General features: G+C 74.3%; 13 protein-coding genes. 9 read left to right on the top strand and 4 right to left on the bottom strand.

Annotated features, from left to right (window positions below; all coding sequences use genetic code 11):
* Nucleotides 1-99: 99 nt before the first annotated feature.
* On the bottom strand, nt 100-405 hold the full coding sequence (locus AC6EXY_RS05590) for a DUF4235 domain-containing protein (RefSeq protein ID WP_499816684.1): 306 nt from the start codon (nt 403-405) through the stop codon (nt 100-102).
* 383 nt (nt 406-788) lie between these two features.
* Between AC6EXY_RS05590 and dut the strand changes: the two genes are divergently transcribed.
* From dut to AC6EXY_RS05570, 4 genes are all read left to right on the top strand, one after another.
* Complete coding sequence (dut, locus tag AC6EXY_RS05585) at nt 789-1,412, top strand: dUTP diphosphatase (RefSeq protein WP_499816685.1); 624 nt, start codon at nt 789-791, stop codon at nt 1,410-1,412.
* Nucleotides 1,393-2,124 (top strand): DUF3710 domain-containing protein, encoded by a 732-nt coding sequence (locus tag AC6EXY_RS05580; RefSeq protein WP_423748065.1) that lies wholly within the window; start codon nt 1,393-1,395, stop codon nt 2,122-2,124. Before dut ends, AC6EXY_RS05580 begins: the two co-directional genes overlap by 20 nt.
* Nucleotides 2,125-2,391: 267 nt before the next feature.
* Nucleotides 2,392-2,778, top strand: coding sequence for an OB-fold nucleic acid binding domain-containing protein (locus AC6EXY_RS05575; RefSeq protein WP_101831614.1), 387 nt, complete (start codon nt 2,392-2,394; stop codon nt 2,776-2,778).
* A gap of 47 nt (nt 2,779-2,825) precedes the next feature.
* On the top strand, nt 2,826-3,557 hold the full coding sequence (locus AC6EXY_RS05570) for a DUF3159 domain-containing protein (protein WP_499816686.1): 732 nt from the start codon (nt 2,826-2,828) through the stop codon (nt 3,555-3,557).
* 67 nt (nt 3,558-3,624) lie between these two features.
* On the opposite strand, the gene AC6EXY_RS05565 is transcribed toward AC6EXY_RS05570, so the two are convergent.
* Both AC6EXY_RS05565 and AC6EXY_RS05560 read right to left on the bottom strand, forming a co-directional pair.
* Nucleotides 3,625-4,314, bottom strand: a complete 690-nt coding sequence (locus tag AC6EXY_RS05565) for a potassium channel family protein (RefSeq protein WP_101831612.1) — start codon at nt 4,312-4,314, stop codon at nt 3,625-3,627.
* Nucleotides 4,315-4,316: 2 nt separating this feature from the next.
* Complete coding sequence (locus tag AC6EXY_RS05560) at nt 4,317-4,970, bottom strand: potassium channel family protein (protein WP_499842304.1); 654 nt, start codon at nt 4,968-4,970, stop codon at nt 4,317-4,319.
* Between the two features lie 176 nt (nt 4,971-5,146).
* On the opposite strand from AC6EXY_RS05560, the gene AC6EXY_RS05555 reads away from it, so the two are divergent.
* From AC6EXY_RS05555 to AC6EXY_RS05535, 5 genes are all read left to right on the top strand, one after another.
* Entirely contained in the window at nt 5,147-7,309 is a 2,163-nt protein-coding gene (locus tag AC6EXY_RS05555) for an APC family permease (RefSeq protein ID WP_101831610.1), read from the top strand.
* Nucleotides 7,306-8,679 (top strand): class I SAM-dependent RNA methyltransferase, encoded by a 1,374-nt coding sequence (locus AC6EXY_RS05550; RefSeq protein WP_101831609.1) that lies wholly within the window; start codon nt 7,306-7,308, stop codon nt 8,677-8,679. Before AC6EXY_RS05555 ends, AC6EXY_RS05550 begins: the two co-directional genes overlap by 4 nt.
* Nucleotides 8,680-8,968: 289 nt before the next feature.
* On the top strand, nt 8,969-10,939 hold the full coding sequence (dxs, locus tag AC6EXY_RS05545) for a 1-deoxy-D-xylulose-5-phosphate synthase (protein ID WP_499816687.1): 1,971 nt from the start codon (nt 8,969-8,971) through the stop codon (nt 10,937-10,939).
* 319 nt (nt 10,940-11,258) lie between these two features.
* Nucleotides 11,259-12,239 (top strand): lysylphosphatidylglycerol synthase transmembrane domain-containing protein, encoded by a 981-nt coding sequence (locus AC6EXY_RS05540; RefSeq protein WP_243407455.1) that lies wholly within the window; start codon nt 11,259-11,261, stop codon nt 12,237-12,239.
* Between the two features lie 851 nt (nt 12,240-13,090).
* Nucleotides 13,091-13,654 carry a hypothetical protein gene (locus AC6EXY_RS05535; RefSeq protein ID WP_499816688.1) on the top strand — a complete coding sequence of 188 codons (564 nt, stop codon included), beginning with the start codon at nt 13,091-13,093 and terminating at the stop codon, nt 13,652-13,654.
* A gap of 161 nt (nt 13,655-13,815) precedes the next feature.
* Here AC6EXY_RS05535 and AC6EXY_RS05530 read toward each other — a convergent pair whose 3' ends face one another.
* Complete coding sequence (locus AC6EXY_RS05530; protein WP_101830385.1) at nt 13,816-15,291, bottom strand: DHA2 family efflux MFS transporter permease subunit; 1,476 nt, start codon at nt 15,289-15,291, stop codon at nt 13,816-13,818.
* Nucleotides 15,292-15,410 lie beyond the last annotated feature (119 nt).

Below are 15,410 nucleotides of genomic sequence, written 5' to 3'. Positions count from 1 at the left end.
ATTCGCGGTTCCCCATCCGTTTTGCCCGAGATTATGCGACACGGATTACCCGCGAACCGTCGCGGCAACACCCGCGAAGGTCGCAACCCGAGACGCGACCTAATCGGCGGTCTCGAGTTCCGGGCGCAGCATGCCGGGCGGCGGGGAGCCTGTCGCCCGCGCCCAGGTGCGCGCCGCGGCCCGTTCGGCGGCTAGCCGGCCGAGTCCGATCGCGAGCCCGGAGATCGCTGCCCACGCGATCGCCTCCGAGAGGGCGGTGTCCGGGTCGGCCGGGTTCACCGGCGGGTCGGACTTGCGGATCTTGCGGTACGCCACCGTGACCCCCTTGCTGGCGGCCGTCCCCGCCAGCGCGGTCGCCGCGCCGCCGATGACCTTCCAGCCCAGCTTCGATGCCGCTTTCGCCACCCCACACCTCTCGTTCTCCGGTGCGGACCGCGCCGGCCCGCCCGTCTGCTGCTTACCCCGGCACGGCCGGTTACTTCCAGCTCCACCAGGCCGATCGCGTCGGCCTCCCTATCCGATCACGCGACGGTCACGGGGCGCGGCGCAGGGGATCGATTCGGGTCATCGGTGACCCGGACGGGCCACCGGCGGCGTCGCCGGCACCGGGCGCGGGGTGGCCCGACCGGGATGGCCTATGGTGCAACTCGCGGATCGTGGGACATGCCGCCGGCACGGGCGGCGATCCGGTCGGCACCGTGACCGGCCGGCGCCGCCCGCCCCGCCCCCGTCCCGTCCGTGTCCGCCCGTCCTGTCGACCGAGCGTACCGTTGCCAGCTAGGAGAACGATGTCCGCCACCGATCCGACGACCCCGGCCCCACCCGGCCGGGTGGAGGTCCTCGTGCGCCGCACGGACCCGCGGCTGGCGGGGCCGGTCTACGCCCAGCCGTCGGACGCCGGCGCCGATCTGGTGGCCGCGAGCGACGTCACGCTCGGCCCGGGGGAGCGGGCCGTCGTCGGCACGGGCCTGGCCATCGCGCTACCCGAGGGGTACGCGGCGTTCGTGCACCCGCGCAGCGGCCTGGCCGCCCGGTACGGCGTGACCCTCGTCAACGCGCCGGGGACCGTCGATGCCGGCTACCGTGGAGAAATCAAGGTTGTTCTGATCAATACCGATCGATCCGAGACGATCACCTTGCGCCGGGGCGACCGGATCGCCCAGCTTGTCGTGCAGCGGGTGGAGCACGCCGTCTTCCGCGAGGTCGCGGAGCTGCCGGATTCGGTGCGCGGCGTCGGGGGCTTCGGCTCCACAGGCGGTTTTGGTTCCGGGTCGACGGCTGGTGTCGCCCCGACGGACGGTTCGGACGGTTCGGACGGTTCGGGCGCCGAGGTCGGTGCCGGTGCCGGTGCGGGCGCGGGAGCCGCCGGGGCGACGGGAAGGGAGGCCGCTGGTGTTCGGCCGGGGGCGTAAGGATTCCGCGGAGCGCAGGGACTCCGACGGGTACAGCAGTGCGCAGGACAACGAGGACACGCGGTCGGAGTCGCCCGGTCGGTCGGCGCCGGGCATCGCGGACGGGCCGTATGACGTCAGCGAGGCGCCGGACGACGAGCTGCACCGACTTGATCTCGGTGCGCTGCGCATCCCCGCGCTGCCGGGGGTGCAGGTGCAGTTCCAGGTCGACGAGGCGACCGGCGAGCCGCTGACGGTGGTGGTCACCGACGGGCGCAGCGCGATGGAGCTGTCCGTGTTCGCCGCGCCGAAGAGCCGCGGCCTGTGGGACGAGGTGCGTGCCGAGATCTTCGAGACGATCGAGGCGAGCGGCGGGGCCGAGGCCGGTGGCTCGTTCGGGCGGGAGCTGCGGATGCGGCTGCCGACCGGCCAGCCCGGCGAGTCCGTGCCCGCCCGGATGATCGGGGTGGACGGCCCGCGCTGGTTCGTGCGCGCGGTGGTGACGGGTGCCGCCGGGCGGGATCCAGGCTCGGCGCCGCTGCTGGACGAGACGCTGCGGCAGCTGGTCGTGGCCCGCGGCGACGGCGCGATGCCGGTGCGGGACCCGCTGCCGCTGACCCTGCCGCGCGAGGTCGCCGACCATCCGGACGGGCCGGGGGGCAGCTCCGAGTCGGCGACGAGCGGGCGTCCGCAGATGCCCGTTCCGCCGGTGCGCACCGCCGAGCTCCGCTGACCTGCGCACGGTGGTGCGCTGACGGTCCCCCCGAAGGTGCGCCGCCTGGTCGGTGGCGGTGCCCACCGGCCGGACGCGGTCGGCGTGGCGGTGGCCAGCCGGCACCGACACGCCGCCCGATCACGACGCGCCGGCACATTGCGTGCACGCTGGGTATTCGTCCGCGGATCGCTCGATCGTGCGGCTTGGCGCGGGCACACTGAGCCTCGGCCATTCGTTGCATCAGACGTGCCCGGGCAGAGGTGCTCGCGCGTGATCGGAGGAGCCGTGGGCGAGCCACGCGGTTGGTGGGGGCGCAAGCTCCACAGGCTGACGGCAGGGACGAGCCAGCTCGACGCCGAGGATCTCCAGGCCGCCGCCGCGGCGTGCGGCGCGGCACCGATGAGTCGCTGTCGCGACCGGGACGAGATCTGCGTCGCGGGTACCATCCAGGCGGTGACGGTCCGCGCGCGCTCCGGGGCACCGACCCTGGAGGTCGACATCTACGACGGCAGTGGCACCGTGACCCTGGTCTTCCTGGGCCGCCGCGACATTCCCGGGCTGCGGGCCGGTGCGTCGGTCAAGGCCTCGGGCCGCGTGACGCTGCAGGACGACCGTCCGAACATCTTCAACCCGCGGTACGAACTGCTACCGGTCTCCTCCGCCAGCGCCTGAGCCCCGCGGTGGGGGCCGGCCCCACACCGACAGGATCCTCACCGACGATGCCACGACTGCCCGCCCCCGACGCCCAGCCGATGTCGATGTCCGAGGCCATCGGCGGGCCCCGGGGGATTCTCGACAGCTCCCTGCCCACCGTCGCGTTCGTGACGGTGAACTCCCAGGCCGGGCTGACCGCCGGGATCGTGGTCGCCGTCGCCACCGCCGTGGCCCTGCTCGCGCTGCGGATCGTACGGCGCGAGCCGATCCAGCAGACGTTCAGCGGGCTGTTCGCCGTCGGGTTCGCCGCGTTCGTCGCCTCGCGCACCGGCGACGCGAAGGGCTTCTTCCTGCCCGGCATCGCCAAGAACGCCCTCGGCACGGTGGTGGCGCTGCTCTCGGTGGCGGTGCGCCGGCCGATCGGTGGCTACCTGATGGCCGGGCTCGACACCCGCTACGCCGGCTGGCGTGACGACCGCCGCCAGCGGCGCGCCGCGATCTGGGCGACGCTCATCTGGGCGGTCGTGTTCGGCCTGCGTTTCGCCGTGCAGGGCGTGCTCTACCTCGCCGACCGGACCGGCTGGCTCGCCGCGGCGAACATCGCGCTCGGCCTGCCGCTGTTCGGCGTCGCGGTGCTGGCCAGCTTCGCGATCGTGCGCCGCCTCGCCCCGCTGCCGCCGAAACCGGCCGACCCGGCCGGCGGGATGGTCGTGGAGGGCGAGGTGGTCCACGGCGACGCGGTCCGCGCCGACGGGCCCGGCGGCGGCGTCACCGCCCCGGCGGATCCGCCTCGCTGACCGCGTAGCGACAGTCCGGCGGGCCGGGCCGGGCCGGGCCAGCGGCAGCGGCAGCGGCAGCGGCGGCTCAGTCGGACGCGGCCGACGGGGGCGGCCCGAGCAGGGCGGCCAACTCCTCCTCGGCCTCGCTGGTCGTCGCGACGGCGAGGACCTCGTCGCCGCTCTCCAGTGCCGCGTCGGGGGAGGGGATGACCGCCCGGCCGTCGCGCAGGATGACGACCAGCGCCGTGTCGGCGGGCAGCTCGATCTCGCTGATCCGCCGCCCGGCGATGGGCGACTCCTCGGCGAGGGTCAGCTCGACCAGGGAGGCGTCGCTCTGCCGGAAGCGCATCAGCCGTACCAGGTCGCCGACGCTGACAGCCTCCTCGACCAGCGCGGTGAGCAGCCGCGGCGCGGACACCGCGACGTCCACCCCCCAGGACTCGGTGAACAGCCACTCGTTCTTGGGATGGTTCACCCGGGCGACGACCCGCGGCACCCCGAACTCGGTCTTCGCCAGCAGCGAGACGACGAGGTTCACCTTGTCGTCCCCGGTGGCGGCGACGAGCACCGCGAAGTCGTTGAGCCCGGCCGCGTCGAGCTGCGACAGCTCACAGGCGTCGGCGCGCAGCCAGCGGGCGCCGGGCACGGCGTCCGTGCGGACCTTGGCGGGGTCGCGCTCGATGATGAGCACCTCGGACCCGTTGTCCAGCAGCTCGGCCGCGATCGAGCGGCCCACCTTGCCGGCGCCCGCGATCACCACTCGGCGCGCGCTCATGCTCATCCCTCCTCCGGACCGCGGCGCAGCACCAGGTCGGCCTCGGTGGCCCGCGCCTTCACGACGGCGACGTGCAGCACGTCGCCATCCTGGACGAGGGTGCGCGCGTCGGGCAGCACCCCCTCGCCGAAGCGGGTCACGCACGCCACCCGCACGCCCGCGGTCTCCTCGACCTCCCGCACCTTGCGCCCGACCCAGGCCGGGCCGGGCGGGACCGCGGTGAGCATGACCGTTCCCGACGGGTCGGACCACTGGGGGGTCACGGCCTCGGGGAGCAACCGGCCGAGGATCTGGTCGCGGGTCCAGCGCACGGTGGCGACGGTGGGGATGCCGAGGCGTTCGTAGACCTCGGCCCGGCGCGGGTCGTAGATGCGGGCGACGACCTGCTCGACCCCGAACATCTCGCGGGCCACCCGGGCGGCGATGATGTTGGAGTTGTCACCGCTGGAGACGGCGGCGAAGGCCGCGGCCCGCTCGATGCCCGCCTCGACGAGGGTGTCACGGTCGAAGCCCACGCCCGTCACGCGCTGCCCGGCGAAGTCGGCGGGCAGCCGGCCGAAGGCCGCCGCGTCCTGATCGATGATCGCGATCGAGTGGCCGAGGCGCTCGGCGGCGCGGGCGAGGGCGGAGCCGACCCGGCCGCAGCCGAGGATCACGACATGCACGAGAGTTGAGAGTAGCGGTATCCGCCGCCGGCGGCGCGGATCGTCCCGGGAACTCTCCGTATGCGGAACTTGGTGGCCCGCCGGGCGCCGTGGTCCGACCGACCTGCGCTTATGTGTGCCACGTCACAGTTGTGTGTGATGCTTCTCGTCGTCGGTAGCATCGCCGCGTGGCGCTCACGGACCGCCTCAAGCGCGGTTTTGTCGGTCGACCGATCGGGAGTGACCGGCTCGGGGAGACATTGCTTCCCAAACGGGTTGCTCTGCCCGTCTTCGCCAGTGACGCGCTGTCCTCGGTGTCCTACGCGACCGAGGAGATCCTGCTCGTCCTGTCGCTGGGCGGGTTGGCCTTCTACCATGTCTCGCCCTGGCTGGCCGGCGCCGTCATCGTGCTGATGCTGACGGTGGTCGCCTCCTACCGGCAGAACGTGCACGCCTATCCGAGCGGTGGCGGTGACTACGAGGTCGTCTCGACCAACCTCGGGCCGCGTGCCGGGCTGCTTGTCGCCTGCGCCCTGCTCGTCGACTACGTCCTGACGGTCGCGGTGTCGGTGTCGGCGGGTGTCGCCAACCTGACATCCGCGGTGACGGGTCTCGCTCCACACCGCGTCCTCATCGCGGTGATCATCGTCGTGCTGCTGACGATGATCAACCTGCGCGGCGTGCGCGAGTCGGGGACGGCGTTCGCCATCCCGACCTACGGGTTCGTGGCCGGCGTCTTCGTCATGATCATCACGGGTCTGGTGCAGGCGGCGCTCGGGCACACCCCCCAGGCCGAGAGCGCCGGGTACACGGTCGTCGCCGAGCACGACTACGCCGGCTTCGCGCTGGCCTTCCTCGTGCTGCGGGCGTTCGCCTCCGGCTGCACCGCGCTCACCGGCGTCGAGGCGATCAGCAACGGCGTGCCCGCGTTCCGCAAGCCGAAGAGCCGCAACGCCGCGACGACGCTGCTGATGATGGGCCTCATCGCGGTCACCATGTTCGCCGGCGTCACCGCGCTGGCGCTCATCTCGGACGTGCACGTCGCCGAGCACACGAAGGACCTGCTCGGCGCGCACGGGGACCAGCCGACTGTCATCGCCCAGGTCGCCGAGGCGGTGTTCGGCCACGGCTCGATCGGGTTCGCCTACATCGCGACGGTCACCACGCTCATCCTGATGCTCGCCGCGAACACCGCGTTCAACGGCTTCCCGGTGCTCGGCTCGATCCTCGCCCGCGACGGCTACCTGCCCCGCCAGCTGCACACCCGCGGCGACCGGCTCGCCTACTCCAACGGCATCGTGCTGCTGTCGAGCTTCGCGGTGCTGCTCATCGTCGTGTTCGACGCGCAGGTCACCCAGCTGATCCAGCTCTACATCCTCGGGGTGTTCATCTCGTTCACCCTCAGCCAGGCGGGGATGGTGCGGCACTGGGCGCGCATTCTGCGCGACGAGGACGACCCGCGGGCGAGCGACCCCGCCAGCCGGCGGGGCCTCCGCCGCTCGCAGACGATCAACTTCCTCGGCGCCTGCCTGACCGGCACGGTCCTCGTCCTGGTCCTGGTCACCAAGTTCACCCACGGGGCGTGGATCGTCTGCCTGGCGATCCCGATCATCTTCGTGATCATGCGGGGGATCCGTGGCCACTACGACCGGGTCGCCGTCGAGCTCACCCCGGAGCCCGGGCCGCCCACGCTGCCCTCGCGCATCCGGGGCGTCGTGCTTGTCAGCAAGATCCACGCGCCGACGCTGCGCGCGCTCGCCTACGCGAAGGCCACCCGGCCGCACAGCCTCGTCGCTGTCACCGTCGCGGTCGACCAGGCCGACGCCGACCGGCTGCGCGCCGCCTGGGCCGAACGCGGCATCACCATCGACCTCGTCGTGCTCGCCTCCCCGTACCGGGAGGTCACCCGGCCAGTGCTCGACTACGTGGCACGCATCCGACGGGAGAGCCCGCGCGACGTGGTCTCGGTCTACGTCCCCGAGTACGTCGTCGGGCACTGGTGGGAGCATCTGCTGCACAACCAGAGCGCCCTGCGGCTCAAGGCGCGGCTGCTGTTCCAGCCCGGCGTGATGGTCACCAGCGTGCCCTGGCAGCTGGCGTCGTCGGCCCGGGTCGAGGAGCGCCGGGAAGGCGCCGGCGCCGGCGCGGTGCGCCGCGGACGGGCCGCCCTGCCCGGCCCGTCCGCCGTCTCCGGGCCCGGCGGCACCCCCGCCGGCACCGCGGCGCCGGGTTCCGCCGAGGGCACGGGCTCCGCCGGATCGGCCGCAAGCTCCGCTGGATCGGCCACCTCGACCGCCGGGTCGGCCACGTCCACCGCCGCCCCCGGGTCCGGACCCGCGGAGCGGACGTGAGTACCCGCCGGCCGCGCCGATCCGCTCCGGCCTCGGGCGCCGGCACCGGCGCGCTGGCCTCGTCGGCCGCGCCTGGAACCCTGCTCGACCTCGAGGTCGGGCCGGTCGCGCACGGCGGGTTCTGCGTCGCCCGGACCGGCGGCCGGGTGGTCTTCGTCCGGCACGCGCTGCCCGGCGAGCGGGTCCGGGCCCGCGTCACCGACGCCTCCCACGACCGTTACTGGCGGGCCGACGCGGTGGAGATCCTCACCGCGGCGCCCGGCCGGGTCGAGCCGCCCTGCCCGCACGCCGGACCCGGCGCCTGCGGGGGCTGCGACTGGCAGCACGCCGACCTCGCGACCCAGCGGGCCGGCAAGGCCGCCGTGGTCGCCGAGTCGCTGCGCCGCTTCGCCGGGCTGGACGTCCCCGTCGTCGTCGAAGGGCCGCCGCCCGTCGGATCCGCGGGCACAGGCGCGGACACGGGCACAGGCGTGGGTGCGGACCCGGGGGCTGGCGGGCTGGGCTGGCGGACCCGGATGCGGTTCGCGGTGACCGAGGACGGCGGGATCGGGCTGCGGGCCAGCCGTTCCCACCTGGTCCTGGCGACCCCCGACTGCCGCATCGCCCATCCGCTGCTCCTCGACGCGGTGGCCGGCCGTCGCTTCCCCGGCGCCGACGCGGTCGAGGTGGCCGTGAGCCCGGCGACGCGGCAGGTGGCCGTCGCCGTGCGTCCCGGCCCCGGCCCGGACGGGCCGCCGGGTGTGCGGGTGGTCGAGGTGGTGGGGGAGCGGCGCTTCGCCGTGGGCCCGGAGGTGTTCTGGCAGGTACACCCCGCCGCCCCGGAGGTGCTGGTGGACGCGGTGCGGACGGCACTGCGGCCGCGGCCGGGAGAGACCGCGCTCGACCTGTACGCCGGGGCGGGGTTGTTCGCCGCGTTCCTCGCCGCCGACGTCGGCCCGCGCGGGCGGGTCGTCGCGATGGAGTCGGACGCGGCGGCCGTCGCCGCGGCGGCCGACAACCTCGCTGACCTGCCCCAGGTGTCGCTGCGTGGGGTGCGGGTCACCCCGGCGACGGTGCGCGGGGTAGTCGGCGGCCGGTCATCGGACGAGTCCGGAACGTCACGGGGTGGGGTCGACGTCGCGGTGCTGGACCCGCCGCGGGCGGGCGCGGGGCCCGCGGTGATGGCCGCGTTGCTCGCCCACCACCCGCGTGCCGTTGCCTACGTCGCATGTGATCCGGTCGCCCTCGGCCGGGACCTGGCGGCGGCGTCGACCGCTGGTTACGAACTCGTCTCGCTGCGTGTGTTCGACCTTTTCCCGATGACGCACCATGTGGAGTGTGTGGCGCTGTTGCGGCCGCGCGTCACCGAACTGCCAGCGTCGGGCAAATAGCGCCGAGTAGTCGGCGGCGGGCCTCTGGGTGCGGGCCGCTCGGCTGCGGCGCCACCCGGTCGCCGCGGCGTGTCGCTCGCACGCCACGCCGGGGCCGGCGACACGTCTGCGTGCCCGGATCCCGACCAATAGTGGGCAAGCGGGAGGCTGATTCTACCCTGACGACACCTATTGCCCCGCGTTCCGCGAGGAACTCACATGTCGTCAGGGCGTCTGCGGGCCCCCTGCTGACCTGCGTAGACTTTGCCGGACCCGGACCGATCCCCTTTCGGGAGAGGGAGTTCACGCCGTGTCGCTTCTGTCCACGATCAACAGTCCCCAGGACGTCAAGCGCCTCGACCATGAGGAGCTCGGCACCCTGGCGGCCGAGATCCGTGATTTCCTCATTCACGCCGTCGCGCGTACCGGGGGTCACCTCGGCCCCAATCTCGGGGCTGTCGAGCTTACGCTTGCGATTCATCGAGTGTTTGATTCGCCCTTCGACCGCATCCTGTGGGACACCGGACACCAGTCCTACGTCCACAAGATTCTCACCGGTCGGGTGGATGACTTCGGCGGGCTGCGCCAGCGGGGGGGCCTTTCGGGCTACCCGAGCCAGGCGGAGTCCGAGCACGACATCATCGAGAACTCGCACGCCTCGACGGCCCTGTCCTACGCCGACGGGCTCTCCCGCGCCTACGCGCTGCGCGGGGAGGACCGGGCGGTCGTCGCCGTCGTCGGCGACGGTGCGCTCACCGGCGGCATGTGCTGGGAGGCGCTGAACAACATCGCGGCCGACGACCGGCCCGTCGTCGTCGTCGTCAACGACAACGGCCGGTCCTACGCGCCGACGATCGGCGGCCTCGCCGACCACCTCGCCGCCCTGCGCCTCGCGCCCGAGTACGAGCAGGTCCTCGACGTCGTCAAACAGGTCCTCGGCCGCACGCCGCTGGTCGGCGCGCCGCTGTTCGACGCGCTGCACGGCATCAAGAAGGGCATCAAGGACGTCGTCCAGCCCCAGGGCATGTTCGAGGACCTGGGCCTCAAGTACGTCGGCCCGGTCGACGGGCACGATGTCGTCGCGGTCGAGTCGGCCCTGCGCCGCGCCCGCAGCTTCGGTGGCCCCGTCATCGTCCACTGCGTCACCCGCAAGGGCTTCGGCTACCCGCCGGCCGAGCAGGACGACGCCGACAACTTCCACGGCATCGGCGTCATCGACCCGGCCACCGGCAAGGCGAAGTCCACGTCCAAGACGACCAGCTGGACGAGCATCTTCTCCGACGAGATCGTCCAGATCGGCGCCGAGCGGCCCGACGTGGTCACCCTGACCGCCGCGATGCTCCAGCCGGTCGGCCTCGGCTCGTTCGCCAAGGCCTACCCGGACCGGGTCTTCGACGTCGGCATCGCCGAGCAGCACGCGGTGACCTCCGCCGCCGGCCTCGCGATGGGTGGCCTCAAGCCCGTCGTGTGCCTGTACGCGACGTTCCTCAACCGCGCCTTCGACCAGGTCCTCATGGACGTCGCGCTGCACCGCCAGCCGGTGACGTTCGTGCTCGACCGGGCCGGGGTCACCGGTGAGGACGGCGCGTCGCACAACGGCATGTGGGACATGTCGTTCCTGCAGGTCGTGCCCGGCCTGGCGATCGCCGCGCCGCGCGACGCGCCGACCCTGCGCGCCGAGCTGCGCGAGGCCGTCGCTGCCACCGACCACCCCACGGTGGTGCGTTTCGCCAAGGGCAAGGTCGCCGAGGACGTCCCGGCGATCGACACGGTCGGCGGGGTCGATGTGCTGTTCCGCTCGCCCGCGGTCGCCCAGCACCGGGAGGTGCTGCTGGTCGCGGTCGGCGTGATGGCCACCCCCTGCCTGGAGGTCGCGCGCCTCGTCGCCAGCCAGGGCATCGGCATCACGGTCGTCGACCCGCGGTGGGTCAAGCCGCTGCCGCCGGCCCTGGTCGACCTCGCCCGCGACCACGACCTCGTCGTCACCGTCGAGGACAACGGCCGGGTCGGCGGGGTCGGCTCGTCGCTCGCGCAGCTGCTGCGCGACGCCGACGTCGACGTCCCGCTGCGGGACTTCGGCATCGCGCAGAAGTTCCTCGACCACGCCAAGCGGGACGAGATCCTCGCCGAGGTCGGGCTTGCCCCGCAGGACCTCGCCCGCAAGGTCGTCGAGGCGATCGCGAAGCGCCAGCCCGCCCTCGAGGACGCCCCGGCGGACGCCGCCGCGAGCCCGGTGCCCGGTGCCCGGCGCACCGGGGAGCAGGTCGCCGACAAGCGCTGACGCGCACTGACGAAGCCGTGGCCCCGCCGCCCCTGCGGGCGCGGCGGGGTCACGGTCGTCCCGCCTGGAGCGGGCCCGCGCAACCCTGGGCCCGCGCGGCCGGCCCGGGGTCGCCGGGCCGACGGCGGCCAGCGCGGCCTAGGCTGGCCCGGTGGCAGAGCAGCAGTCCGCGCTGAACGCGCGGGGGCACCGATCCGCGCTGAACGCGCCGGGGCACCCGTCCGCGCCGGACGCGTCCGCGCCGGACGCGCCCGCTCCGTCGCAGCCGCCGTCCTCGCCGGGGGCGCGCGGCGGCCGGCGCGGCGCGCGCTGGTGGCTCGTGCGCGGCGCGTTGCTGCTGGCGCTCGGCCTGCTGGCGCTCGCCCTGGTCAGCCAGTGGCGGGACGTGCGCGAGTCCTTCCACCTGCTCACCGTCGGTGGAGTGATCGCCTCCGGGGTCGCGACGGTGCTCGCCGTCGGCACGACCGTGCTGTCCTGGCGGGCGCTGCTCGCCGGGCTCGGCGCCCGACTGCCGCTGCGCGCGGCGGTGCGGATCTTCTTCGTGGGGCAGATCGGCAAGTACATCCCCGGCAGCGTGTGGCCGGTCCTCGCCCAGATGGAGCTGTCGCGCGACTACGGCGTCTCCCGGCCGAAGGCGGCGTCGGCGAGCCTCGTCGTCCTCGCCCTCGCGGTGCCCAGCGGCGGGCTGGCCGCCGCGGTGACCCTGCCGTTCGTCTCGGCGGAGGCGCTCGCGAGCTACTGGTGGGCGCTGGCCGCGGTGCCGGTGTTCGCCGTCGTCCTCGCCCCGCCGGTACTGTCGCGCCTGCTGGCGCTGGCGTTCCGGCTGCTGCGCCGCGCGCCGCTCGACGAGCCGCTCACGCTGCGCCCGATCGCGGCCGGGGCGGGCTGGCTGCTCGTCAGCTTCTGCTGGTATGGCCTCGCGACCTGGCTGCTCGTGCGCGATCTCGATCCGCACGTCGGCGGCGCGCGGCTGTTGCTGCTGTCCGCCGGCGCGTACGCGCTGGCCTGGACGGCGGGTTTCCTCGTGCTGGTCGTGCCGGCGGGGGCGGGGGTGCGGGAGGCGGTTCTCGTGCTCGCGCTCGCGCCCGCGATCGCCGGCGGACCGGCCACCCTCGTCGCTCTGGTCGCCCGTCTGCTGGCCACGGTCGCCGACCTGGTGTGGGCGGCGGTCGGCGTCGCCCTGCGCGGGCGGGGCGACGCGCGCCAGCGCGGCGATGGCGGTGATGGTGGCGGACCGGGCCTGCCGGCAGCTGTGGACCAGGCCGCGGACCCGCTGCGCGGCACCGCCGCGCGGGGATGACGCAACTGGTCGCGCTGGTCGCCGCGGCGCCTGGTAACGCCTGGTCAGGGCGGTGCGGGGCCGGCTGGCGGCACTATGACCCGGACCGGCGACTGCGAGTCGGATGTCCGATCTGGACTGCCCGTATCGGACGAACACGGGCAGGATGATGTGATGAGCGGCGGTAGCCGACCGGGTCGGGTGCCGGTGGGCCGGCCGCGTCACGAGGGAGTCACATGAACGGCCAGGGCAGTGAGTACCCGTCTGGTCGGCGGGAGCGGGGCGCCGAGGGCGCCGATCCGACGGAGTCGACCGGCCCGCTCAGTCCCTGGGCACAGCCGCCGCCGGCCGCCCCACCGCCGGGTGCCCCCCCCGTGCCGGGTGCCCACCCCGCGCCGGGCTGGGGCCCACCGCCACCACCCGCGGCCTTCCGCTCCGGCGGCGGGCCGCCCGGCGCGAACGTGAGCGCGGGCGCCCGTCCGGCGGCCTGGCCAGCCGGGGCGCCGCCCGCCGCCCCGCCCGTCGCCGGCGGCCCACCCGGGGTCGTCTTCCCGCCGGTTCCGCCGGTTCCACCGCGTCCGGTAGCCCCCTTCGGAGCGTCCCTGCCGGGGCCGCCTCGGCCGGGGCAGCCGTTGTCCGCTCCCGCGGCGTTCGCCGGGCGCCCGGCCGGTCCTGGTATGCCGGTCCCGGGACCGGTCCCCGCCGCTCCCGGTCCCGCTGGCCCCATGGGTACGGCCGGCCCCGCCGGTGTGCCCGGCGGCCTGGCGCGCCCCGCCGGACCCGGCGGCGGCCCGCCTCCCACAGGCTGGGGCGGTCCCGGCTGGGCGTCGGGGCCGCCGCCGGCGTCGAACCGTCGGGGGACGCCTCGCTGGGTGATCCCCCTCGCCGTCGTGCTCGTGGTGGCCATCGGCGCCGGGTCCGCAGGCCTGGTCCTGCTGCGCCGCTCCGACGACGGTCCGGCAGGCGCCGTGCGCTCCTACCTCACCGACGTGCGCTCCGCCCAGTACGACGCCGCCTACGGCCGGCTCTGCGGCTCGGTGCGCAACGGCCGGTCCGCGGCCGAGTTCGGGGTCATCATGCGGGCGTTCGACGGCATCCGCGGGGGAGTCGCCGCCTTCGCCGTGCGCGGCGTGCAGACCCGCCATCCCAGCGCGGCCCAGACGGTCCGCGACGTGCAGGTCGACGTGCAGCGCAGCCGCGGCTCGACGAGCCGGGAGTCCTACGAGGTCGGCAAGGAGAACGGCGACTACTGTCTGCTCACCCCGGGCGCACCGTTCACCTCCGACGCGTCCGGCGACGGCGGCACCGATCCACGCTCCGGACCCTTCGACCGCCAGCCGGGCTCCGGCGGGCCCGGTGGCTCGGGCGGTTCGGGTGGTGGTTCGGGTGGTTCGAGCGGCGGTCTGACCGACGACCCGCCGGCCCGCGCCGCCTGACCGCGGGTCACCAGCGGGCCGGCGAATCACTGATCAGGGTCTGCGTTCCGCGGAACGCGCCGGCCACGCCCACTGCGCCTCGGATTCAAACATGACAGCGAGGTTCCTCGCCGAGGCGAGCCGCCCCGGCGAGGAACCCCAGTGGATCATCGTGCGGGCCGTCAGACCGCGGCGGCGGGAACGGCCTCCCCGCGGGCGGCGGAGCCGGGCTCGACCTCGCCGACACCGGTCGCGTCCTCGACCGCGGTGCCCGCCGCGAGGCCGCCGCCGCGGGGGATGCTCAGCGCCGCCAGCAGCGCCATCCCGACGGCGATCACGCCCAGCCACAGCGCGGGCCGGGTGCCGTCGATGAAGGAGGCCGGCGACGCGTAGCCGCCGCGGGCCGAGAAGACCGACGAGAGCACCGCGATGCCCAGCACGCCGCCGAGCTCACGCAGGGCGTTGTTGGCGCCGGAGGCAACCCCCTGGAACCGGGTGGGTACGACGCCCAGCGCGACGGTCGCGATCGGCACGAAGAACAGTGCCATGCCGACACCGGAGACGGCGAACGGTCCGATCAGCGAGGTGTAGGACATGTGCGCGGAGAGCACCGTGGCCATCCAGGCCAGCCCGGTCGCGTTGAGGATCAGCCCGGCGACCAGCAGCGGTCGGCCACCGATGCGGTCCGACACCGGACCGGCGAGCGGCGCGATGAGCAGCGGCATCGCTGTCCACGGCAGGGTGCGCACGCCGGCCTGCAGCGGCGAGTAGCCGTAGACGTTCTGCAGTGCCTGGGCCAGCAGGAAGATCGAGCCGAACATGCCCAGCGAGAACAGCATCGCGGTGGCGTTCACCGCGGAGAAGCCGCGGATGCGGAACAGGCTCATCGGCAGCATCGGCGCCCCACCACGCCGGGCGACCCGCAGCTCCCAGGCGACGAAGGCGGCCACGCCGAGCGCGCCGAGCACCAGCGCGGAGAGCACCGGGCCGCTCGTCCAGCCGTGGCTCTCGCCGCGGACCAGACCGAAGGTGATCCCGAACAGGCCAGCGCTGACCAGGGCGGCCCCGGTCAGGTCGAGACGGGACGAGCTGGCCCGCGACTCGGCCAGCGCCCGTAGCCCGATCGGCAGCGCGACGAGCCCGATGGGCACGTTCACCCAGAAGATCCACTGCCAGCTGGCGCCCTCGGTGACGGCGCCGCCGATCAGCGGTCCGACCGCCACCGCGAGCCCGGTCATGGCGCCCCAGATGCCGAGCGCGGCGCCGCGGCGGTTCTCGGGGACCGCCGCGGCGAGCAGCGTCAGTGTCAGCGGCAGCACGAACGCGGCGCCGACGCCCTGCACGGCGCGGGCGGCGATGAGCGCGCCGATCGACGGGGCGAGCGCCGCCCCGGCACTGCCCACGGTGAACACGGCGAGGCCGGCCAGGAACACCCGGCGACGGCCGAGCCGGTCACCGAGCGCGGCGCCGGTGAGCAGCAGAACCGCGAAGGGCAGCGTGTAGGCGTTCACCGTCCACTCCAGCCCCTCCAGGCCGGCACCGAGGTCCGCCCTGATCTTCGGCAGGGCCGTGGTGACCACCAGGTTGTCCAGGGACACCATGAACGCGGCCAGGGATGTCACGACGAGGGTCCACACGGTGTTCGGGCGTCGGGTCATGACCGGTACTCCTTCCATCTCGATGTGAGTACTCACTACCTCCAGGAGGTAGTGAGCGATCACTAGCTTCTGGGATTGCTGTCGTCGCGCCGGCCCCGGGGGCTGTGACAGCCCGTCCG

The sequence above is a fragment of the Frankia sp. RB5 genome (assembly GCF_059816245.1).
Note: the sequence above shows the minus strand (reverse complement) of the source record. Positions and strands in the feature narration are given on the sequence as shown.

Bases quoted from the DNA above. Each gene is read 5' to 3' on its own strand.
- AC6EXY_RS05530 (WP_101830385.1), bottom strand. From the start codon at position 15,291: ATGACCCGACGCCCGAACACCGTGTGGACCCTCGTCGTGACATCCCTG.
- AC6EXY_RS05565 (WP_101831612.1), bottom strand. From the start codon at position 4,314: ATGAGCGCGCGCCGAGTGGTGATCGCGGGCGCCGGCAAGGTGGGCCGC.
- dut (WP_499816685.1), top strand. From the start codon at position 789: ATGTCCGCCACCGATCCGACGACCCCGGCCCCACCCGGCCGGGTGGAG.
- AC6EXY_RS05570 (WP_499816686.1), top strand. From the start codon at position 2,826: ATGCCACGACTGCCCGCCCCCGACGCCCAGCCGATGTCGATGTCCGAG.